This is a genomic window from Streptomyces termitum, assembly GCF_014650175.1.
GTDB lineage: Bacteria > Actinomycetota > Actinomycetes > Streptomycetales > Streptomycetaceae > Streptomyces > Streptomyces termitum.
Map to the genome: position 1 here is coordinate 57,852 of NZ_BMUL01000019.1, position 21,318 is coordinate 79,169.

Genomic DNA, 21,318 nt, shown 5'->3' on the forward strand with positions numbered 1-21,318 from the left:
CCTAGTTCCGGGCGTAGGAGCCCAGGCCGACGAGGCAGTAGACGTACTCGTTGATGGTGGTGCCGTTCATCGTGTAGCGGTGCGAGAAGGCGTACTCGGTCTTCGGGTTGGCGCCGCACTTGTTCATGTCGGACGTGAACGGGAAGGTCTGGATGACCTTGTAGTGGGCGTCGGCGGCCGAGCAGGAGACCTCGTCGACGCCGCTGACGCTCTGCGCGGTCTCGGAGTCGGGGAGCGTGCCGTTGAGGCAGGTGCCCTTCTCGTACGGGTCGGGCTCCTCCCGCGTGGGGGTGCCGCCGGTGCCGGGGAGGTCCAGGTCGAGGCTGGGGAAGGGCGAGACCGAGAAGGTGGGGACGACGGGCCGCGCGATGTCGGGGTTCTCCTTCTCGCCGCTGCCGAAGAAGTGGACGCCGGCCGCGATGGCGCCGATGACGGCGAGCGGGACGAGGCAGCCCGCCAGGCCGGACGTGCCGGAGCGCGCGGCCTGCGGGGCGGTGACGGTGATCCGGAGCAGGACGGTCGCGTCGCCGGCCTGCGCGCGGACGAGGTCGCCGTGGCGGCAGGGCGGGATCCTGAGCTGGGTGCGGCCGGTGGGCAGGTCGATCGGGATGACGACGCCGGTGGCGGCCTGTTGCGGGGTGAGGGCGAGGGGGATCTCCTGCGTGGACACTGCTGCTCCTCGGAGGGGGCTCGGAGGGGGCGGCGCGGCGGCGGGCGCCGCGCCGGGGGCGCCCCGGGGGCGTCCGCTGCCCTATGACGTGTACACGCACTCTCCCGGTTGCGTCCCGCGCGCCCCGGGAAGACCTCAACTCCGTTTGCGCAGCTCGCCCTTGACGACCTTCCCGCCGGCGTTGCGCGGGAGCTCGGGCACGAATTCGACCTGCCGGGGCACCTTGTAGTTGGCCATCTCCCGCCGCGACCAGGCGATCAGGTCGTCGGCGGTGAGCCGCGCGCCCGGCCGCCGGACCGCGAACGCCTTGCCGACCTCGCCGAGCCGGGGGTCGGGGACGCCGACGACGGCGACGTCGGCGATGTCCGGGTGGAGGCCGAGGAGTTGCTCGATCTCGGCCGGGTAGGCGTTGAAGCCGCCGACGATGAACATGTCCTTGAGCCGGTCGGTGATGCGGAGGTTGCCCGCCTCGTCGAGGACGCCGACGTCGCCGGTGCGCAGCCATCCTTCGGCGTCGACCGCCTCGGCGGTGGCGGCCTCGTCCTCGAAGTAGCCGCGCATCACGTTGTGCCCCCGGACCAGGACCTCGCCGGTGGCGGAGATCCGGACCTCGGTGCCGGGGACGGGGCGGCCGGAGGTGGTGGCGACGGTCTCGGCGGGGTCGCCCCGGCGGCACATGGTGACGAGGCCGCTCGCCTCGGAGAGGCCGTAGGCGGTGAGGACGGTGCCGACGCCGAGTTCGGAGCGGAGCCGTTCGACGAGGAGGAGCGGGACGACGGCCGCGCCGGTGACGACGAGGCGGAGGCTGGACAGGTCGTGGGCGGCGCGGGCCGGGTGGTCCAGGAGCGACTGGTGGAGGGTGGGCGGGCCGGGCAGGACGGTGATCCGCTCGGCGGCGATGTTGGCGAGGACGGTGTCGACGGCGAAGACGGACTGGGGCACGATCACCGCGCCGCGCATGAGGCAGGCGAGGACGCCGGCCTTGTAGCCGAAGGTGTGGAAGAAGGGGTTGACGATCAGGTAGCGGTCGCCTTCGGCGAGTCCGGCGATGTCGGCCCAGTCGTGGTAGCAGCGCAGGGTCTGGGCGTGGGTGATGACGGCGCCCTTGGGGCGGCCGGTGGTGCCGGAGGTGTAGACGACGTCGGAGGGGCTGTCGGGGTCGACGGCGTCGGCGCGGGCCCGGACCCGGTCGGCGGGGATCCGGTCGCCCTCGGCGAGGAACTCCTTCCAGGTGGTCCACTCGGCCTCGTCGGGGGCGGTGTCGCCGAGGACGACGGTCCGCTCCAGGTGCGGCAGGGGGACCCCGGCGCGGCGCAGCGAGGCGACGTAGGAGGTGCCGAGGAAGGTGCCGGTGACGAAGAGGAGGCGGGCCCGGGAGCGGGCGAGGACGTCGGCGGCCTCGGTGCCCTTGAAGCGGGTGTTGAGGGGGACGAGGACGGCTCCGGCGGTGACCGCGCCGAGGGCGGCGGTGATCCAGTCGAGGCTGTTGGGCGCCCAGAGGGCGACCCGGTCGCCGGTGCGGACGCCGGCGGCGATACAGGCGGCGGCGGCCCGTTCGACGCGGGCGGCGAGTTCGGCGTACGAGACGCGGACGCGGCCGTCGGCGACGGCCTCCCGTTCGCCGTACCGCAGTGCCGCCGCCCGGACGAGTCCGGGGATGGTGCCCCACTCCAGGTCTCCGCGCATCGCTTCCTCCGCCCTCCCGTTAGCTGACTATCCGTCAGATTAGTTGTAGCCTGACGCGCTGTCAGCAGTGCTGCCCCATGAGGAGGTCCGGTGCTCAAGGACGCCACGGCCATCGTCGGAATCGGACAGACGGCCTTCGCGAAACAGCTCCCCGAGTCCGAGAGGACCCTCGCCTGCCGGGCGATCCTCGCCGCCCTCGACGACGCGGGGATCGCCCCCTCCGAGGTGGACGCCTTCGCCTCGTACACCATGGAGGAGACCGACGAGGTCGAGGTCGCCAAGGCCATCGGCGCCGGGGACGTCACCTTCTTCTCCAAGGTCGGCTACGGCGGCGGCGGTTCCTGCGCCACCGTCGCCCACCTCGCCGCCGCCGTCGCCACCGGCCAGGCGACCGTCGGCGTCGCCTGGCGCTCCCGCAAGCGCGGCTCGGGCCCCCGCCCCTGGAAGAACACCGCCGTCCAGCTTCCCACCCCCGGCCAGTGGACCCGCCCCTTCGGGCTGCTCCGCCCCGCCGACGAGATCGGCATGCTGGCCCGCCGCTACATGCACGAGTACGGCGCCACCCGCGACCACCTCTTCAACGTCGCCCTGGCCTGCCGCAACCGCGCCAACCAGAACCCCGACGCGATCATGTACGAGCGCCCGCTGACCCGGGAGATGTACATGACCTCCCGCTGGATCAGCGAGCCCCTCTGCCTCTTCGACAACTGCCTGGAGACCGACGGCGCGCTGGCCTGCGTGATCGTCTCCGCCGAGCGCGCCCGCGACTGCCGGCGGCGGCCGGTCTACGTGCACTCCGCCGCCCAGGGCCTGCCCGCCCAGCACCACGGCATGGTCAACTACTGGAACGACGACCCGCTCTCCGGGCCCGCCTGGACCGCCGCCCGCCACCTGTGGAAGACCGCCGACTTCGGCCCGCAGGACGTGGACGTCGCCCAGATCTACGACGCCTTCACCCCGCTGGTCCCGCTCTCCCTGGAGGGCTACGGCTTCTGCGGGCGCGGCGAGGGCGCCGCCTTCACCGAGGGCGGCGCCCTCGAACTCGGCGGCCGGCTGCCCCTCAACACCGGCGGCGGCGGCCTCTCGGAGGCGTACGTGCACGGCTTCAACCTCATCAACGAGGGCGTGAAGCAGCTCCGCGGCACCTCGACGGCCCAGGTGCCGTCCGCCGCCACCTGCCTCGTCACCGCCGGCGAGGGCGTCCCCACCTCGGCCCTACTCCTGAGGAGCTGACCGCATGCTGAACCCCGTCATCGACGAAGACGGCGCCCCCTTCTGGGAGTACGCGGCGCGCGGCGAGCTCCGGATCCAGGCGTGCGCCGCCTGCGGCGAGCTGCGCTTCCCGCCCCGCCCCTGCTGCCCGCACTGCCAGAGCTTCGACAGCGAGTGGCGGCTCATGTCCGGCCGGGGCCGGATCTGGTCCTACGTGCTGCCGCACCCGCCGCTGCTGCCGGACTACGCCGAACAGGCGCCGTACAACGCGGTCCTGGTCGAGCTCGCCGACGCGCCCCGCGTCCGGCTCGCCGGGAACGTGGTGGCCTCCCCCGGCGCCCGCCTCGACTCCGTCGACCCGGCCCGGCTCCGCATCGGCGCCGCCGTCCGCGTCGCCTTCACCGAGGTCGACGGCCTGGCCGTGCCCCGCTGGCTCCTGGAGCGCGGATGAGCGCCCCCGGCGGCCCCTCCCACGTCTCGGTCGAGCGCGACAAGGAGACCGGCGTCGCCGTCGTCACCCTCGACCGCCCCGAGAAGCACAACGCGCTGACCCTCGCCATGGCCGCCGAACTCGCCGCCGTCTGGCGGGGGTTCCGGTACGAGGACGGGGTCAGGGCGGTCGTCCTCACCGGCGCCGGCGGCCGGGCCTTCTGCACCGGCGTCGACCGCGAGGACGCCGGGCGGGTGCCGCAGCCGTCCTCCCCGTACACGATCGACGACCCGCTGGTCGCGATCGGACCGAAGGCGAACGACCTGTGGAAGCCGGTGGTCGCCGCCGTCGAGGGGATGGCCTGCGGGGGCGCCTTCTATCTGCTGGGCGAGGCCGAGTTCCTGATCGCGGGCGAGACCGCGTCCTTCTTCGACCCGCACACCACCTACGGCATGGTCAGCGCCTTCGAGACCGTCCACATGGCGCGGCGGATGCCCTTCGGGGAGGTCGCCCGGATGGCGCTGATGGGCTCCGCCGAGCGGGTCTCCGCCCGGCGGGCGTACGAGATCGGGCTGGTCAGCGAGGTCACGGAGGCGGGCGGGGCGCTGGCGGCGGCCACCGCCGCGGCCGCCGTCCTCGCCTCCTGCCCGACCGCCGCCGTGCAGGGCACGGTCCGGGCGCTGTGGGCGGCCAAGGAGGCCACCCGCTCCCAGGCCCTCGCCCTGGCCCCCCACCTGGTGACGCTCGGCAACCTCCCGGCGGACCGGCAGGCCGAGCTGTTCGAGAGGCGGGCGGGGGGGCACCGGCTGCGGTGAGGAGCGGGGCGGCTACGCCTCGCGGACGTCGTACACCCAGCAGTTGCGGACGCGGTCGACGGTCTTCGGGGCCTTCATCGCCACCTCGAAGGTCTTCGTCTCGTTCGGTTCGACGGTCACCCCGGCGTCGACCGTGTCCACCGCCGAACCGGCGGCGTTCTTGAACTCCAGCTTGATCCGGTAGACGGTCCGGGCCGCCGCGTGCGAGGTGATCCGGAGGGTCGCCGTGGTGTCCGCCGAGCGGGCGGGCCGGCCCTTGGCCTTCTTCTGGGCGGGCTTCACGCAGTCGACGACGACGACCTCCACCTCGGCGGAGGGGCTGGGCGTCGGCGTGGTGGACGAGCCGGAGCCCGAGCCGCCGAAGTCGCCGGACGAGTCGTCGTCGTAGTCGTGGTTGCTCTTCTTGGAGCTGGAGCAGCCGCCCCCGCCGCCCTTGCTCTTGCTCTTGCCGCTCTTGCCACTACCGCTGCCGCTGCCGCCGGTGCTCGTCTGGAAACCGGTCAGCGCGAGCACCACCACCGTGAGCGTGGCGGCCATCTTCAGCCGGGTCCGTACCATCGCCGTCTCCCCCGTACGTGTATTGGGCATGTTCGCGCCACACCCTAGCGGGGGCGGCCGGGGCCGCGTGGCGGGGGCCGCGGACCGGGCGTAGCGTCGGCAGGGAGGGATCCCGGACCGCGCGCGACCGCGAGGAGGCCGATCGATGATCCGCAACGTGGCCGGCTCGGTCCTGGCCCTCGTCGGAGCGACGGCCGCCGTCTGGAGCCCCTTCCGTGCCTGGTACGACGGCCGTCACGGCAGCACCTACCGGATCGGGGACCTCTTCACCGGCGTCACCGACGCGCGGGCCGGCGTCCTCGGTTCGGTCCTGCTCCCCTTCGCCTTCGCCGCCCTCGTCACCCTGGTCGGCGTCGTCCTGCGCTCCCGGCTCCTGGTCGCCCTCGCCGGGCTGGTCGTCCTCGGCTTCACCGTGCTGTGGATGGTGCGGGTCGGGCAGGCCGAGGGGAGCCTGGCGGTCTCCGGGGACGGGCACGGCCTGGGCGACGGCGTCGCGAACGCCCTGGGCGGCGGCGTGCTCCTGCTGATCGGCGCCCTGGTGATGTCCGGGCGGCCCCGCAGCCACCGGCTCCCGCCGGAACCGCCGCCCACCCGCCCGACGCTCGACGGCCCGCCGCTCACCGGCCCGCCGCCCGCGGGCGACGCCGAGACCCGGTCGATGCCGTACGCCGCCCCGGGCCGCTTCGACGTCCCGGTCGAACCCCCGAGGGAGCGCACCGACCGGAACGCGCCCCCGGGGCCCTAGACCGGCACGGCACCCCGGGACCTGGACCGGCACGGCCCCGGGACCCGGGCGCCTAGGCGGGCGCGGCGCCCCGGCCGCCGGAGGTGGCCGTGCCCTTCGCCGCGTCGAGGGCGTAGACGCAGCGGTCCTTGCTGCACGCGTACACGACCCCGCCCCGGACCACCGGCGAGCCGGTGATCTCGCCGCCGGTGGCGAGCTTCCAGCGGAGCTGCCCGCCGGTCGCGTCCAGGGTGTAGAGGACGTGGTCGGCGGAGCCGAAGTGGACCCGGCCGTCGGCGACGACGGGGGTGCCGACCAGTTCGGCACCGGCCGCGAACCGCCAGCGGGGGGTGCCGGTGACCGCGTCCAGGGTGTAGAGCGCGCTGCCGCTGCCCACGTGCACGTTGCCGTGCGCGACCAGGACCGGTTCGGCGGACTGGCGCTGCTCGGTCGCGATCCGCCAGCGGTCCTGGCCGGTGGTGGCGTCGAGCGCGTACACCGTGCCGAGGTGGTCGGCGAGGTAGACGCCGCCGCCGGTGACGGCCGGGCCGGGGGCGAAGACCGGCGGCGAGAGGAAGACGGCGGGCGCCTCGAAGTGCCAGCGGACGTGCCCGGCGGCGATGTCGATCGACAGCACCCGGGTGCCGGCGGCGACGTACACGCAGCCGTCCTCGGCCGGGGCGACCCGGACCGGGACGTGCCCGCAGGAGGCGGCGTCGCCGATCGGGTACGACCAGCGCTCGGTGCCCGTGCGGGCGTCCAGCGCCTTCAGCCGGGCGTCCCGCCACACGTAGACCGTGTCGCCGTGGACCGCAGGGCCCGCCTCCGGGGTCTCGAAGTCGGTCTGGCAGCCGGTGAGCTCCCACAGCTTGGCGCCGTTGGACGCCTCCCACGCCTGGACGCCGCCGCCCCGGGTGCCGGTGACGACGGTGCCCCGGTCCACCCGGAGGGAGTACACCCAGGCGTCGGTGGACAGCCGCCAGCGCTCGCCGCCGTCGGTGGCGTCGAGGGCGTAGAGCGTCGGCCCGTCGGAGGCGTGGATGCGGCCGCCGGCCACCGCCATCGACCAGGCGACGTCGCGGGTCTTGAACTGGCGCCGGCCGCTGCCAGTGTCCAGGGCGTGCACCTCGAAGGAGGTGACGTAGAGCAGGTCGCCGTCGACGACGGGGGTGCCCCACACGTCGTTCGACATGCGGAAGCGCCACGGCCGCCACCGGCCGGGCTGCTCGGGGGCCGGCCGCTGCTGCCCCTGCTGCGGGACGGGCGCGGGCGTCGGCTCGCCGCCCGGCGGGCGGACCCAGCCGGTGGCGTGCGGGTCGGCGGCCTGACCGACGGCGATGGCCGCCCGGGTGTCGGCGACCCGGGGGCCGGGGCCGATCGGCACGGTCGCGCCGCCGAGCCGGACCGGTCCGCCCTGGTCGGCGGGGCCGGCGTGGCGTCCGCCGCCGACCCCGGCGGGTTCGGGGGCGCGCGGGTCGCCGCCGTCGTACGGGCGGGGCGGGCGGGGCGGCATCGGCGGCGGGGCGACCGGCGGCGGCGGGTTGGGCCGGCCGCCCCGGCGGGCCTCGATCATGCCGACGGCGCTGGCCGGGAGCCACGCGGAGGCGGTGCCGCTGTCGTCGCTGCCGGGGCCGAAGAGGTGCGGGGCGAGCATGGCCTGGAGGTCGGCGGGGGTGGGCCGCTGGGCGACGTCCCGCTGCATGCACGCCTCGATGAGGGGCCGCAGCTCCTCGGGCATGCCCTCCAGGTCGGGGCCCTCGCGCAGCAGCATGAAGACGGTCTCGACCGGGTTGGCGCCGTGGAAGGGCGCGTGGCCGGTGGCGGCGAAGACCAGCATGGAGCCGAGCGAGAAGACGTCGCTGGCGCCGGTGACGCTGCGCGAGTCGCGAGCCTGCTCGGGCGACATGTAGGCGGGGGTGCCGACGGCGACGTTGGTCATGGTCAGCCGGGTGTTGGAGACGCCGGACGCGATGCCGAAGTCGATCACCCGGGGGCCGTCCTCGACGACGAGGACGTTGGACGGCTTGAGGTCGCGGTGGACGAGCCCGGCGCCGTGGATGGACTGGAGGGCCTCGGCCACGCCCGCGGCGAGCCAGCGGACCGCCTGGGCCGGGAGCGGCCCGCACTCGTTCACTATCTCTTCGAGCGAGGGCGCGGGAACGTACGCGGTGGCCAGCCACGGCACGGCGGCGCGCGGGTCGGCGTCGACGACGGCGGCCGTGTAGAAGCCGGAGACCGCCCGGGCGGCCTCGACCTCCCGGGTGAAGCGGACCCGGAACAGCTGGTCCTCCGCGAGCTCCGTGCGCACGGTCTTGATCGCCACGCGCCGGCCGGACGCCGAGCGCGCCAGATAGACCAGGCCCATGCCGCCCGCGCCGAGCCGGCCCAGCACCTCGAAGGGCCCGATGCGTCTCGGGTCGTGCTGCGTCAGCTGTTCCACTTGCCTGCCACCTCCCCGTACGGGCCATGACGGTACGGCCCGGGCCCCTGATTCTTCCTGTCCGGAGCCCTGATTACGAACCCGGGGGCGAATCTGGGTGTCGCGCCTCATACGGAGCGGATCAGGTCACCCTTCCGGGGGCGGCGGTTCCGGATCCCGCTCCGTGCGGGTCCCGGGCTTCGCTCCCGGCTCAGGCCCGGGTCCGGTCCCGGGTCCCGGGGACCGCTCGGGCTCCCGCGAAGGCTGCGGCTCGGGCTCCCGCGACGGCTCCCGGGGCGGCCGTTCCTCGGTCGCCCGGGGCGGCTCCGGCTCGGGGGCCGGTGCGGGCTCCGGCTCGGGGGCCGGTGCGGGCTCCGGTTCCGCGAGGACGGCGAAGCGGGCGCCCTGGTCGTCGTGGAGGACGGCCATCCGGCCGTAGGGGGTGTCGGCGGGGGGTTCGGCGATCCGGCCGCCGAGCCGGACGGCGGTGGCGCAGGTCGCGTCGCAGTCCCGGACGGCGAAGTAGACGAGGACGTGGCCGGGCATCTCGGCGGGGAAGGCGTCGGTGATGACGGCCCGGCCGCCGAAGGCGCTGTCGTCGCCGGGGCGGGCGCCGGGCGGGGACCAGACGCGGTAGTCGAAGCCGGGGGCCTTGCCCTCGGCGGCGGGGTCGGCCTGGTGGCCGAGCCAGCCGAGGACGGAGGCGTAGAAGGTGTCCACCGGGCCGGGGCTGCGGGTGTAGACCTCCATCCAGCAGAAGGAGCCGGGCTCGTTCACCACCTGGAAGCCGTCGTCCCGGGCGGTCTGGCGCAGGCCGAGGACGGCGCCGCCGGGGTCGGCGGCGAGGGCGAGGACCTCGGCGGGCCCGGCCGGGTAGGGCTCCATGACCATGTGGCCGCCGGCCGCCCGGACCCGGCCGGCGACGGCGGCGGCGTCGCGGGTGGCGAGGTAGACGGTCCAGGTGGTGGGCATCCGGCCGTCGCGCTTGGGCAGCAGTCCGGCGGCGCGGCGCCCGCGCAGCAGCGCCTCGGCGCGGTCCGCCGCGAAGGTCCAGCCGAACAGCTCGCCGTAGAAGCGCTTGCCCGCCTCGACGTCGGGGAGCTGCGCCTCCACCCAGCAGGGGGTGCCCTCTGTCCATGCCGCCATGGCTCCACGCTAGGGCGGCGGGGGCGGCGGCGCGCCCCGGCGTGCGCCGTCCGTGCGGGAGGTCCCCCGGTCGGGCCCGTGGCGCGTTCCGTTCCCCGGGACGCGCCGGGGACACCCCCGCCGACCTCGGGGAACGGGGTGCACCCCATTTGCAGTCGGCCGAATCGCGCGCTGATCCGCCCTCGGTAAGCTGACGGCATGACAGGACAAGTACGCACCGTCGACGGCCGCGTGGCCGGACGACGCGGCCAGGCGACGCGGCAGAAGCTGCTCGACTGCCTCGGTGAGATGCTGAGCTCCTCGCCGTACCGGGACGTCAAGGTGATCGACGTGGCCCGGAAGGCGGGTACTTCGCCCGCGACGTTCTATCAGTACTTCCCGGACGTCGAGGGCGCCGTCCTGGAGCTCGCGGAGGAAATGGCGAAGGAGGGCGCCGGGTTGACCGAGCTGGTCTCCGGCCGCTCCTGGGTCGGCAAGGCGGCCTGGCAGACCTCCGAGGACCTCGTCGACGGCTTCCTCGACTTCTGGCGGCGGCACGACGCGATCCTGCGGGTCGTGGACCTGGGCGCCGCCGAGGGCGACAAGCGGTTCTACAAGATCCGTATGAAGATCCTGAACTCGGTCACCAACTCCCTGACGGACGCGGTGAAGGAGCTCCAGGCCAAGGGCAGGGTCGACAAGGAGGTCAGCGCGGCGGCGATGGCGGGCTCGCTGGTGGCGATGCTGGCGTCGGTCGCCGGCCACCAGAAGGGTTTCACCACCTGGGGCGTGAAGCAGGCCGAACTGAAGCCGAACCTGGCCCTGTTGGTCCACCTGGGCATCACCGGCAAGAAGCCGGTGAGATAGCGCGGACGAGCCCTCTCCGCCCGTCCTGTCGTCGACGCCGACGCCGGTCCGGTCCCCCGTGCGGGGGCGGGCCGCCGTCGGCGTCGTCGTGTCCGGGGGCGTGCGCGGGTACGGCTCCGGGCCCCCGGGCGTCATCTGCGGGTGAGCCGGAAGAGGCGGATCTCGCGCTCGATCCTGGCCTGGTAGGAGGCGTACGGCGGCCAGAAGGCGAGGGCCGCCGTCCAGGCCGCCGCCCGCTCCTCCCCCGTCAGCCGTTCGGCCCGCACCGCGATGGTCTCGCCCTTCCAGCTGATCTCGGCGTCCGGGTGGGCGAGCAGGTTGGCGGTCCAGGCGGGGTGGCCGGGGCGGCCGAAGTTGGAGCCGACGAGGAGCCAGGTGCCCCGGTCGGGCTCGGGCATGCAGGCGAGCGGCGTGGTGCGCGCCTGCCCGCTGCGCGCGCCCTTGGCGGTGAGCACGACGCCGGGCAGCATCTGGGCGCTGAGCAGCGTCTTTCCCCGGCTGAGGCGGTGCACGGCCTTGTCGAGGGCGGGGATGAGGTGCGGCGCGATCTTCGCGAAGGTCCGGGTGGAGGAGACCTTCTGGACGATTCTCCGGCCGGTCGAGGGGGACATCAGGCGGCCGCCTCTCCGGGGAGTCCGGTCCGTTCGGCGGCGCGGGCGCGGAGGCGTCCGGCGGGGCCGAAGAGGAGTTCGTCGGCGGCGGCGCGGCGGAAGTAGCGGTGGGCGCCCCGGTCCCGGCCGGGGGCGCCGGGCCGGGCGGTCTCGGCGCGGACGGCCTCTCCGGCGGCGGCGCGCAGGGCGTCGAGGGCCTGGGCGAGGGCGAGGGGGCCGGCGGCGGGTCCGGGGCCGGGTTCGAGGGCGGCGCAGCGGGCGAGCGTGCGGGCGGTCTCGACCTGGACGGCCAGTTCGGCGAGCCGGTGCCGGGCGGCCGGGCCGTCGGGGCCGGTCCGGGGGGAGCCGGGGCCTTCGGCGAGGCCGAGGGTGTGTTCCAGGGCGCCCCGGGCGGCTCCGGCGGCCTCGGCGGCGAGGAGGACGGCGGCGGTGCGGCCGGTGGCGGCGAGGGCGGTGAGGACGGCGGCCGGGTCGGCGGGGTCCTCGCCGAGGAGGACGGCGGGCACGTCGCGGAGCTGGACGGTGGCGGGGGCCCGGGTGGGGTCGAGGCCGGGGTCGGGGAGCCGGACCAGGCCGGGGCCCGCGTCGGCGGCGCGCACCAGGTAGAGGAGGGTGCGGCTGCGGGCGAAGCCGCCGGTGTGGGCGGCGACGAGGAGGAGTCCGGCGCTGTGTCCGTCGAGGACCTGTCCGGCCTCGCCGTAGAGGAGCCAGCCGTCGCCGTCGCCGTCGGGGCGGGCCTGGATGCCGCCGGCCCGGCCGTCGCCGGACCAGGCGCCGGTGGTGTTGTCGCCGGTGAGGCCGAGGGCGTGGGCGAGGGAGCCGCCGGGGGCGGCGAGCGCGCAGGTGAGGTCGCCCCCGGCGATGCGGGGCAGCAGGTCGGCGCGCTGGGCGGGGGTGCCGAGGGCGGCGATGAGGGGGGCGGCGAGGACGCGGGTGGCGAGGAGCGGGGAGGCGGCGAGGGCGCGGCCGGTCTCCTCGCAGGCGAGGACGAGGGCGGGGGTGCCCCGGCCGGTGCCGCCGTACTCCTCGGGGAGGCCGAGCCGGGCGAGCCCGAGCTCGCGGGCCATCCGCGCCCAGAGTCCGGCCTCGCGGCCCCCGGGCCCGGCGTCGCCGCCGTCCGGGGCCCCGGCACCTGCGGCCCGGCCATCGGCGGACCCGTCGGCAGCGGACCCGGCAGCGGCGGACCCGGCAGCGGACCCGTCGGTGGCGGTCCCGGCGGCGGACCCGGCAGCGGACCCTGCGGCGGCGGCCCCGGAGCCTGCGGACCCGGAGCCTGCGGACCCGTCGGTGGCGGTCCCGGCGGCAGGGGTGCGGGTGGTGTGCCGGGCGAGCAGGGCCCGCAGGGTGCGGCGGATCTCCCGCTGTTCCTCGGTGAGCGCGGCGGCGTCCGCGTCTTCGGCGGTTTCCATGGGGCTCCCTCCGTATCTGACGGTCCGTCATGCTAGGGCGGCGGAAGGCGCGTTGCCCAGAGAGACGCGGGTCCCGATCGAAAGAATCTGATGTACCGTCAGATCTATGACCGTCCACGGCACCACCCCGCCCCCGCCCGCCCGGCGCCGGGTCGCCGTCGCCGGCGTCGCGCTCTCCGACTGCGGCCGGGTCGACGAGGCCACCCCGTACGCGCTGCACGCCCAGGCCGCCCGCCGGGCCCTCGCGGACAGCGGCCTCGACCGCTCCCTGATCGACGGCCTCGCCTCCGCCGGACTCGGCACCCTGGCCCCCGTCGAGGTCGCCGAGTACCTCGGCCTGCGCCCCACCTGGACCGACTCCACCGCCGTCGGCGGCGCCACCTGGGAGGTGATGGCCGCGCACGCCGCCGACGCCATCGCCGCCGGGCACGCCAACGCGGTGCTGCTGGTGTACGGCTCCACCGCGCGCGCCGACATCAGGGCCCGGCGCCGCACCTCCAACCTCTCCTTCGGCGCGCGCGGCCCGCTCCAGTTCGAGGTCCCCCACGGCCACACCCTGGTCGCCAAGTACGCGATGGCCGCCCGCCGCCACATGCACGAGTACGGCACCACCCTGGAGCAGCTCGCGGAGGTCGCCGTCCGGGCCCGCGCGCACGCCGCCCTCAATCCCGAGGCCATGTTCCGCACGCCGGTCACCGTCGACGAGGTCCTCTCCGGGCCGATGATCGCCGACCCCTTCACCAAGCTGCACTGCTGCATCCGCAGCGACGGCGGCTGCGCGGTGCTGCTGGTGGCGGAGGAGTACGTGCCGGACACCCGCAAGGCGCCGGTCTGGGTGCTGGGCACCGGCGAGCACGTCTCGCACACCACGATGTCCGAGTGGGAGGACTTCACGGTCTCCCCCGCCGCCGTCAGCGGCCGGCTCGCCTTCGAGCGCGCCGGGCTGACCCCGGCCGACGTGGACGTCGCCGAGATCTACGACGCCTTCACCTACATGACCCTGGTCACCCTGGAGGACCTGGGCTTCTGCGCCAAGGGCGAGGGCGGGGCGTACTTCGCGGAGAAGGACGCGGTGCCGGTCAACACCGACGGCGGCGGGCTCTCCGCCTGCCATCCCGGCATGCGCGGCCTCTTCCTGCTGGTCGAGGCGGTCCGCCAGCTACGCGGCGAGGCCCCCGGCCTCCAGGTCCGCCGCCCGGACGGCGGCCTCCCCGAGGTGGCCCTGGCCTCCGGCACCGGCGGCTGGTTCTGCTCCTCCGGCACGGTCCTCCTCGGCCGCACCTGAGACCGCCCGCGCCTGCCCCCGTACGAGGAAGCGGCGTCCGGCACCGCCCGCCCCGGCCCGGACACCCCCGCCCGCCTGCCCCGCCCCCGGCCCGGGCGTTCCCGCCCGGCCGGCCCCGGCCGCACCCGGCCCGCCCGCGCCGCCCCGGGGCGCACCGCACCCACCCGGCCGCGCCGGAAACGGACACGCCCACCCGCGCCCGCCCGCGCCGCCCCGCCCGCCCGCCCCCGGAACCGGCACCCCCTAGGCTCGCCCCATGAGTGACTTCCACGAGGTCCTGCGCGGGCTGCGGGTCTGGGACACCGAGCTGCCCGCGTTCGATCCGGCGACCGCGCCCGGGGACCCGCTGCCGCTGTTTCGCGCGTGGTTCCTCGACGCGGTGGCGGCCGGGCAGGCCGAGCCGCACACGCCCTCGCTCGCGACGGCGGGGGCGGACGGCCGGCCGGACGTCCGCACGGTGATGCTGCACGACGCGGACGACCGGGGCTGGCACTTCGCCTCGCACGCCACCAGCGCGAAGGGCCGTCAGCTCGCGGCCCGGCCGGAGGCGGCACTCGGCTTCTACTGGCCGGTGCGGGGCCGCCAGGTCCGGGTGCGCGGCCGGGTCGTGACCGCGAGCCGCGCGGAGGCGTACGCGGATCTGCACGCCCGCACCACCGGCGCGCTCGCCGCCGCGCTGACCGGCCGCCAGAGCGAGGTCCTGGACTCCCCCGCGACCCTGGCGGGGGCGAGCGAGGCGGCCTGGGCGCGGGCCGGGGCCGAGCCGGACGCGGACGTGCCGACCTGGACGCTGTACGTGGTGGAGCCGGACGAGGTGGAGTTCTTCCAGGGCGACGCCCGCCGCCGCCACGTCCGCCTCCGCTACCGCCGCCCCCGGGAGGACGGCGACACCTCCTGGGTCCGCGAACTCCTCTGGCCCTGACGCCTGTTCGGCTGTTCGGCTATTCGGCGTACGCCCCGTACATCTCGTCGATCTCCCGGGCGTAGTCCCGCAGCACCGCGCGCCGCCGGAGCTTCAGGGACGGCGTGAGGTGGCCGGAGGATTCGGTGAAGCCGGTGGTGAGGACGCGGAAGGCGCGGATCGACTCGGCGCGGGAGACGAGCCGGTTGGCGTCGTCGACGGCCTTCTGGACGACGGCGAGGAGTTCGCGGTCGCGGGTCAGTTCCCACAGTGCCAGGTGGTCCTTCTGCCGCATCCGCCGCCAGTGGGCGAGGCCCTCGTGGTCGAGGGTGACGAGGGCGGAGACGTACGGCCGGTCGTCGCCGACCACCATGCACTGGGCGACCAGCGGGTGGGCCCGCAGCCGGTCCTCCAGCGGCCCGGGGGCGACGTTCTTCCCGGCGGAGGTGACGAGGAGGTCCTTCTTGCGGCCGGTGATGGTGAGGTAGCCGTCGTCGTCGAGGGAGCCGAGGTCGCCGGTGGGGAACCAGCCGCCGTCGGTGTACGGGACGGAGGCGCCGCGCGCGCCGTCCCAGTAGCCGGCGAAGACGTGCGGGCCGGCGAGCCAGACCTCGCCGTCGTCGGCGACGCGGACGGCGGTGCCGGGCAGCGGCAGGCCGACGGTGCCGGTGCGCGGGGCGAGCGGCGGGGTGACGGTGGCGGCGGCGGTGGTCTCCGTCAGGCCGTACCCCTCGAAGACCTCGACGCCCGCGCCGCGGAAGAACTCGGCGAGCCGGACGCCCAGCGGGGAGCCGCCGCAGATGACGTACCGCACCCGGCCGCCGAGGGCGGCCCGGATCCGGCGGTAGACGAGCGGGTCGTAGAGGGCGCGGGCGGCCCGCACGGAGAGCGAGGGGTCTCCGGTCCGGCCGAAGCGGCGGGCGGTGCGGGCGGCCCGGTCGAAGGCGGCGCCCTTCCCGGCGCGTTCGGCGGTGGCGCGGGCCCGGTCGTAGACCTTCTCCATGACGTGGGGGATGGCGAGGAGGAAGGTGGGGCGGAAGGCGGCGAGGTCGTCGAGGAGGGCGTCGCCCTCGACGGCGGGGGCGTGGCCGACGCGGACCCGGGCCCGGACGCAGCCGATGGAGACCATCCGGCCGAAGACGTGCGAGAGGGGCAGGAAGAGGAGGGTGGAGGGGGGTTCGCCGCCCTCGGGGGCGAAGACGGGGTGGAGGAGCTTGACCGCGTTGTCGACCTCGGCGAAGAAGTTGGCGTGGGTGAGGGCGCAGCCCTTGGGGCGGCCGGTGGTGCCGGAGGTGTAGACGAGGGTGGCGAGGGCTTCGGGGGCGAGGAGGCCGCGGCGGGCGGTGACGGTCTCGTCGGGGACCCGCTGTCCGGCCCTGCGGAGCTGTTCGACCGCGCCGGCGTCGAGGACCCACAGGTGGGCGAGGCCGGGGACGTGGCGGCGCTCGGCGGAGAGCAGGCGGGCCTGGTCGGCGTCCTCGACGACGCAGGCGACGGCGCCGGAGTCCTGGAGGATCCAGCGGACCTGGAAGGCGGAGGAGGTGGGGTAGACGGGCACGGTGACGAGTCCGGCGGCCCAGGCGGCGAAGTCGAGGAGGGTGAACTCGTAGGTGGTGCGGGCCATGACGGCGAGCCGGTCGCCGGGGCGCAGTCCGTGGGCGACGAGTCCCTTGGCGACGGCGTGGACGTCGGCGGCGAAGCGGGCGGCGGTGACGTCGTACCAGGTGCCGTCGGGGTTCTTGCGGGAGAAGACGGCGGCGTCGGGGTCCTGGCGGGCGTTGTCGTACGGGAGGTCGGCGAGTGAGCCGCGGGCGACGCGGGGGACGAGGGCGGGGACGGAGACCTCGCGGACCCGGCCGTCGGCGCGGGTGAGCAGGGGGGCGGACGGCACGAGTGGCTCCTCGGTCGGCGCGATGAACGAAAAAGGTCGTACGTCGTGGAGCTGAGGTGCGGAAACGCGAAGGGACCGCCGGGCGAGGACGGCGGAAACCCGTCTTGACCGGCCGGTAACTTTACTGGCGGTAACCTTACTGTGCCGTACGGGTCAGCGGGGAGACCAGCGCTCGTTTTTCATGAGGTTCCCGAGGCCGGACCAGGCGAAGTTCATGAGGGTGGCCGCGGCTTCCCGGGCGGTGACGTCCGGTGTCCCGTTGGCCCAGGTGGCGAGGGACTCGGCGGAGCCGACGAGGGCCTCGGCGAGGGCGGCGACGTCCCGGCCGACGAAGTCGGCGGGCCCGTGGGCGGCGCGCGCCGCCTCCCCGATGAGGTCCGCGACGAAGGCGGTGATCTCGTCCCGCATCCGGAACGCCTCGGTCGCGAAGGGTTCGCCCTGGGTGCGGGCGTGCCGGCTGAGCACCGCCCAGGCGTCGGGGTGCTCGGCGGCGTGCCCGAAGAAGGCGAGCAGCCCGGCCCAGAGCCGCTCGTCGGGCGGGGCGGCGGTGTCGGTGACGGCCTCCGCGACGGCGGCGAGCAGGGCGTGCGCCTCCCGCCGGATGCAGGCGGTGAAGAGGTCTTCCTTGGAGTTGAGGTACAGGTACACCAGGGGTTTGGACACCCCGGCGAGTTCGGCGATCTCGTCCATGGAGGCGGCCTGGTAGCCGTGCCGGGCGAAGCAGGCCACGGCGGCGTCGAGCATCTGCCGCTCCCGCACGGCCCGCGGCAGTCTCCTGGTCCCCGCCACGCGCACCCTCCGCCTTCCAAGATCATCCATCGGCCCCGGGAAAGCCTACGTGCCCCCCGCCCGGACGGGGGCGAGGGGCACGGAGGGGCACCGGGGTGCGGGAGGGGGTCAGGCCGCGGCCGCGACCGCCTTCTCCTGGACGGCGGCCGGCTGCTTCTCCTCGATGGGGGAGGCGGAGGCGTTCTCGTACGCGGTCAGGTCGAGGATCTTCTCGCGGGCGGAGACGAGCACCGGGACGAGCGCCTGGCCGGCGACGTTGGTGGCGGTGCGCATCATGTCGAGGATCGGGTCGATCGCCATGAGCAGGCCGACGCCCTCCAGCGGGAGGCCCAGGGTGGAGAGGGTCAGCGTCAGCATGACCGTCGCGCCGGTCAGACCGGCGGTGGCCGCCGAGCCGATGACCGAGACGAAGGCGATGAGCAGGTACTCCTTGATGCCGAGCTGCACGTCGAAGATCTGGGCGATGAAGATCGCGGAGATCGCCGGGTAGATCGCGGCGCAGCCGTCCATCTTGGTGGTGGCGCCGAACGGGACGGCGAAGGAGGCGTACTCCTTCGGGACGCCGAGGCGCTCGGTGACCCGCTGCGTGACCGGCATGGTGCCGACGGAGGAGCGGGAGACGAAGGCCAGCTGGATCGCGGGCCAGGCGCCCTTGAAGAACTGGACCGGGTTGAGCTTGGCGACCGTGGCGAGGAGCAGCGGGTAGACGCCGAAGAGGACCAGGGCGCAGCCGACGTAGATGTCGATGGTGAAGGTCGCGTACTGGCCGAGCAGGTCCCAGCCGTAGTTGACGATGGCGCGGCCGATGAGGCCGGCGGTGCCGATCGGGGCGAGGAGGATGACCCACCACAGCGCCTTCTGGAGGAGCTCCAGGATCGACTCGGAGAGGGTGAGGATCGGCTGGGCCTTCTCGCCGAGCTTCAGGGCGGCGATGCCGGCGACGGCGGCCATGAAGACGATCTGGAGGACGTTCAGCTCGGTGAAGGGCGTGATGACGTCGGTCGGGACGATGCCCGTCAGGAAGTCGATCCAGCTGCCCTGGTGCTCGGGCGCCTTGCCGTCGGCCGGGGTGAGGCCGCTGCCGGAGCCGGGGCTGGTGATGAGGCCGATCGCGAGGCCGATGGCGACCGCGATCAGCGAGGTGATCATGAACCAGACGAGGGTCTGCGCGGCCAGCCGGGCCGCGTTGTTGACCTTCCGCAGGTTGGTGATCGAGACGAGGATCGCGAAGAAGACGAGCGGGGCGACGGCCAGCTTCAGGAGCTGGATGAAGATCCCGCCGACCTGGCCGAGGGTCTCCTTCAGCCAGCCGATGTCCTGGCTGCGGGCGAGCCAGCCGAGGAGGACGCCGAGGACGAGACCGGCGACGATCTGGGCCCAGAAGGGGATCTTGGGTATCCGGGACGAGGGCTTGGCCTCGGTGGCGGACGCGGACGCGGACACGGACACACTCCACTGGTGCGTATCGGGGGGAATACGGGGGACGGGGGTGCGGCACCACGAGACGCGCGCTCGCGCGCGGGGCCGCTGCATGCTGCCGGAAGGGCGGCAGACCTCAGGAAGCGCGGCGACAACAGGCCGCGGACATACAGCGGCAGAGGTCGACGTGCAGGCGCGCCACGAGCGGGATGCCCGGGGCGTCGGAGAGGCGCTCTGCTGTCGTCATGGCCGATACGTTAACACTTGAACTTTGAGAACCTCAAAGGTGTTCTTTGAGATCGATTACCGGCCAGCCCCAGCGAGGGCTGGCCGGATCGTGAAAAGCCCCTGGCCGGAGCGGTGGCGCTCCCGCCAGGGGCGGATGATCTGTGAGGAACCTTACGCAGCCCTTACGCCCCGGACGAAGGAGGCGAAGGCGCCGGCGCCGACGGTCAGGACCGGTCCGTCGGGCACCTTCGAGTCCCGGACGGGCACGATGCCGCGCGCGGCGGCGAGATTGAGGGCGACCTGAACACATGCGCCGCCGTTGTTGCTGTACGAGGACGTGAACCACTGCGGTGAGTCGGTCATGCGAAAAAGGCTAGGCCCCCGTCCCCTTCCGGAGAAGGGGGCGGGGGCCGCCGCAATCAGCCATTCGAGAGGGTCAGACGAACATGCCGTTCTTGACACCTTCGAGGAAGGACGCGAACGCGGGGGCGCCGACGGTCACGACCGGGCCGGCCAGAACCTTCGAGTCGCGGACCGGGACGACGCCGTGCGAAGCGACGAGGTTGGCAGCGGTCTCCACGCACTGGCCACCGTTGTCGCTGTAGGAGGACTTGAACCACTGCGGAGAGTCGGTCGTCACTGGTGGGCCTTTCGTACCTCGCGGATCAGATCCACCGAGGCCGCGTGAGGGAGGGCTTCGGCTTGAAGCTGATGGTAGTCCCTCAACAGGTCCAGCACGGACGCAGTTTCACGCTCCAGGTACCCGCGAATCTGCGACTCGCCGTACGCCAGAACCGACAGGTCCGGCAGCGTCAGCAGGGTCACGGGGAGGTTGAATGTGCGGCGTTCCCCTATCGAGAAGGGGGCGATCTGGAGCACGGTGTTCGGCTGGTCGGCGAACTCCAGCAGCCGGTCGAGCTGGGCACCCATGATCTCCGGACCGCCCACCTCCCTGCGGATGCAGCTCTCATCCATGACGACCAGCATCACCGGGGGCTTGGGGCGCATGAGGGCCTTCTGCCGGTCCTCCACCACCACGACTCGATCGTCCGCCTGCCTGGACGTGATCGACCCTCGCCGTGCGGCACTGTCTGCGAGGCAACGCGCGTACTCCGGCGTCTGGACGAGCCCCGGAATGATCCCGATCTCGTACAGCCGGATCTCCACGGCCTTGCCCTCGTGCTGGACGAAGTCCGGGAAGTCCTCCAGCAGGATGCCGAAGCGCAGCTTTCTCCACTCGTTCTGGAACTTCTCCCCGGTGCCGAGCGCGGTGTCCGCCATGCGCGAGAAATGCAAGGTCGGCATTTTGCGGGCGGTTTCCACGGACGAGACGTGGGTGGAGGAGTACCCCATACGGCGGCCCAGTTGCCCCTGGGAGAAGCCCTGTTCGTCCCGATGCTTCCGCAGAAGTGCCCCGTAGGCGGCCCGGGGAGAGGAGCTGGGGTCCAGCTCCTTGATGTTCGCCAACTTTTCGTCCTTCCCTGGAACGTTGAAAGGATCACTGACTCCCAGTCACCCTGAGAGCTCCTGGTCGGAATGCTACGGAGAGGAGCGGTCGTGCGGGACGAGACCGAGCAGATCCAGCAGATCGAGTGCGTCGAACAGACGAATCAAGTCCTCCCGGACGTAGGCGTGTTCGTGATCGACACACGCTTCTCGGGGGCGCGGGCGGGCAGGGTCACGGCGCACGAGGCGGGGACGGTGCGCCTGGTGCCGCCGGGCGGCGGGGGCTGGTGGCACGCGCCGGGGGACGGACTGCGGCCGCCGACACCGGAAGAGTGGGAGCGGATCCGGGTCCTCAGCACGCCGGTGCGGCCGCTGCGACTGGACGGCGACGCGCACCAACTCCGCCCGGACCCGGGCCCGGTGGTCCTGACGGCCGGGACGGACGCCGACCCCGCCCCGGCCGAGGGCTGCACCCCCTGCGCCCTGCTGGCCCGCCGCCGCGCCGAACTCCGCGAGGGCCCGTCCCCGGACTGGTCGGCGGCGACGGACTGCTCGGTGGAGATCAGGAACCACCCCCACACCCCGCCCAAACTCCCCCACCCCTGAGGACCCGCCCCATGGAGACGCCGGCCCCCGACCCCTCCCCCACCGACCCCCACCGAACCACCCCCGCACCCCCGGCACCGACCCCCCGGGACCGCTCCCCGGCCGGATGGCGAAAGTTCCTGGACCTCTGGTTCGAGGAATGGGAGAACTCCCGACCCACCCCACCCCCTCACGACCGGGAGCACCCATGACCGGCACGGACCCCGACCTCTGGCTCACCACCCCGA

General features: G+C 74.3%; 20 protein-coding genes and 1 pseudogene. 8 read left to right on the forward strand and 13 right to left on the reverse strand.

What is annotated here, in order from left to right:
- Position 1: 1 nt before the first annotated feature.
- Both IE219_RS27410 and IE219_RS27415 read right to left on the reverse strand, forming a co-directional pair.
- Positions 2-670 carry an LppU/SCO3897 family protein gene (locus IE219_RS27410; protein ID WP_189982281.1) on the reverse strand — a complete coding sequence of 223 codons (669 nt, stop codon included), beginning with the start codon at positions 668-670 and terminating at the stop codon, positions 2-4.
- A gap of 135 nt (positions 671-805) precedes the next feature.
- On the reverse strand, positions 806-2,356 hold the full coding sequence (locus IE219_RS27415) for a FadD3 family acyl-CoA ligase (RefSeq protein WP_189982283.1): 1,551 nt from the start codon (positions 2,354-2,356) through the stop codon (positions 806-808).
- A 90-nt stretch (positions 2,357-2,446) separates the two neighbouring features.
- Here IE219_RS27415 and IE219_RS27420 point away from each other — a divergent pair, with 90 nt between their 5' ends.
- Genes IE219_RS27420 through IE219_RS27430 form a run of 3 tightly spaced genes read left to right on the forward strand, consistent with a single transcriptional unit; the run spans position 2,447 to position 4,813 of the window.
- Positions 2,447-3,589, forward strand: coding sequence for a lipid-transfer protein (locus tag IE219_RS27420; RefSeq protein ID WP_189982284.1), 1,143 nt, complete (start codon positions 2,447-2,449; stop codon positions 3,587-3,589).
- Between the two features lie 4 nt (positions 3,590-3,593).
- Complete coding sequence (locus IE219_RS27425) at positions 3,594-4,019, forward strand: Zn-ribbon domain-containing OB-fold protein (protein ID WP_189982286.1); 426 nt, start codon at positions 3,594-3,596, stop codon at positions 4,017-4,019.
- The gene (locus tag IE219_RS27430; protein ID WP_189982288.1) at positions 4,016-4,813 is read left to right on the forward strand and encodes an enoyl-CoA hydratase/isomerase family protein; all 798 of its coding nucleotides are present in this window, start codon (positions 4,016-4,018) and stop codon (positions 4,811-4,813) included. Before IE219_RS27425 ends, IE219_RS27430 begins: the two co-directional genes overlap by 4 nt.
- A gap of 12 nt (positions 4,814-4,825) precedes the next feature.
- Here the strand turns inward: IE219_RS27430 and IE219_RS27435 are convergent, their stop codons facing one another.
- A complete protein-coding gene (locus IE219_RS27435) occupies positions 4,826-5,371 on the reverse strand; it encodes a hypothetical protein (protein ID WP_189982290.1) in 546 nt (181 codons plus the stop codon).
- 145 nt (positions 5,372-5,516) lie between these two features.
- On the opposite strand from IE219_RS27435, the gene IE219_RS27440 reads away from it, so the two are divergent.
- Positions 5,517-6,116 carry a hypothetical protein gene (locus tag IE219_RS27440; protein WP_189982291.1) on the forward strand — a complete coding sequence of 200 codons (600 nt, stop codon included), beginning with the start codon at positions 5,517-5,519 and terminating at the stop codon, positions 6,114-6,116.
- Positions 6,117-6,168: 52 nt separating this feature from the next.
- Here the strand turns inward: IE219_RS27440 and afsK are convergent, their stop codons facing one another.
- Both afsK and IE219_RS27450 read right to left on the reverse strand, forming a co-directional pair.
- Positions 6,169-8,535 carry a protein serine/threonine kinase AfsK gene (afsK, locus tag IE219_RS27445; protein WP_189982294.1) on the reverse strand — a complete coding sequence of 789 codons (2,367 nt, stop codon included), beginning with the start codon at positions 8,533-8,535 and terminating at the stop codon, positions 6,169-6,171.
- Between the two features lie 348 nt (positions 8,536-8,883).
- Positions 8,884-9,660 (reverse strand): annotated as a pseudogene (locus IE219_RS27450) (VOC family protein); the annotation flags it as partial.
- Positions 9,661-9,858: 198 nt separating this feature from the next.
- On the opposite strand from IE219_RS27450, the gene IE219_RS27455 reads away from it, so the two are divergent.
- Complete coding sequence (locus IE219_RS27455) at positions 9,859-10,506, forward strand: TetR family transcriptional regulator (protein ID WP_189982299.1); 648 nt, start codon at positions 9,859-9,861, stop codon at positions 10,504-10,506.
- Positions 10,507-10,637: 131 nt separating this feature from the next.
- Here IE219_RS27455 and IE219_RS27460 read toward each other — a convergent pair whose 3' ends face one another.
- The gene (locus IE219_RS27460; RefSeq protein WP_189982302.1) at positions 10,638-11,117 is read right to left on the reverse strand and encodes a nitroreductase family deazaflavin-dependent oxidoreductase; all 480 of its coding nucleotides are present in this window, start codon (positions 11,115-11,117) and stop codon (positions 10,638-10,640) included.
- On the reverse strand, positions 11,117-12,526 hold the full coding sequence (locus IE219_RS27465; RefSeq protein ID WP_189982304.1) for an acyl-CoA dehydrogenase family protein: 1,410 nt from the start codon (positions 12,524-12,526) through the stop codon (positions 11,117-11,119). Before IE219_RS27465 ends, IE219_RS27460 begins: the two co-directional genes overlap by 1 nt.
- A gap of 106 nt (positions 12,527-12,632) precedes the next feature.
- On the opposite strand from IE219_RS27465, the gene IE219_RS27470 reads away from it, so the two are divergent.
- Positions 12,633-13,811: a thiolase C-terminal domain-containing protein gene (locus IE219_RS27470; protein WP_189982306.1), complete on the forward strand. Its 1,179-nt coding sequence runs from the start codon at positions 12,633-12,635 to the stop codon at positions 13,809-13,811.
- Positions 13,812-14,067: 256 nt separating this feature from the next.
- A complete protein-coding gene (locus tag IE219_RS27475; protein WP_189982309.1) occupies positions 14,068-14,733 on the forward strand; it encodes a pyridoxine/pyridoxamine 5'-phosphate oxidase in 666 nt (221 codons plus the stop codon).
- A gap of 19 nt (positions 14,734-14,752) precedes the next feature.
- Here the strand turns inward: IE219_RS27475 and IE219_RS27480 are convergent, their stop codons facing one another.
- The 6 genes from IE219_RS27480 to IE219_RS27505 form a co-directional block, all read right to left on the reverse strand.
- Positions 14,753-16,603 carry an AMP-dependent synthetase/ligase gene (locus tag IE219_RS27480; protein ID WP_229850058.1) on the reverse strand — a complete coding sequence of 617 codons (1,851 nt, stop codon included), beginning with the start codon at positions 16,601-16,603 and terminating at the stop codon, positions 14,753-14,755.
- A 153-nt stretch (positions 16,604-16,756) separates the two neighbouring features.
- Positions 16,757-17,422 (reverse strand): TetR/AcrR family transcriptional regulator, encoded by a 666-nt coding sequence (locus tag IE219_RS27485; protein ID WP_189982311.1) that lies wholly within the window; start codon positions 17,420-17,422, stop codon positions 16,757-16,759.
- A 78-nt stretch (positions 17,423-17,500) separates the two neighbouring features.
- Complete coding sequence (locus tag IE219_RS27490; protein ID WP_229850060.1) at positions 17,501-18,835, reverse strand: dicarboxylate/amino acid:cation symporter; 1,335 nt, start codon at positions 18,833-18,835, stop codon at positions 17,501-17,503.
- A gap of 375 nt (positions 18,836-19,210) precedes the next feature.
- Complete coding sequence (locus IE219_RS27495) at positions 19,211-19,402, reverse strand: DUF397 domain-containing protein (RefSeq protein WP_189982315.1); 192 nt, start codon at positions 19,400-19,402, stop codon at positions 19,211-19,213.
- A 73-nt stretch (positions 19,403-19,475) separates the two neighbouring features.
- Complete coding sequence (locus IE219_RS27500) at positions 19,476-19,679, reverse strand: DUF397 domain-containing protein (protein ID WP_189982317.1); 204 nt, start codon at positions 19,677-19,679, stop codon at positions 19,476-19,478.
- The gene (locus IE219_RS27505) at positions 19,676-20,506 is read right to left on the reverse strand and encodes a helix-turn-helix domain-containing protein (RefSeq protein ID WP_189982319.1); all 831 of its coding nucleotides are present in this window, start codon (positions 20,504-20,506) and stop codon (positions 19,676-19,678) included. The genes IE219_RS27500 and IE219_RS27505 overlap by 4 nt, the downstream gene beginning before the upstream one ends.
- A gap of 90 nt (positions 20,507-20,596) precedes the next feature.
- Here IE219_RS27505 and IE219_RS32010 point away from each other — a divergent pair, with 90 nt between their 5' ends.
- Positions 20,597-21,091, forward strand: a complete 495-nt coding sequence (locus tag IE219_RS32010; RefSeq protein WP_229850062.1) for a hypothetical protein — start codon at positions 20,597-20,599, stop codon at positions 21,089-21,091.
- Positions 21,092-21,318 lie beyond the last annotated feature (227 nt).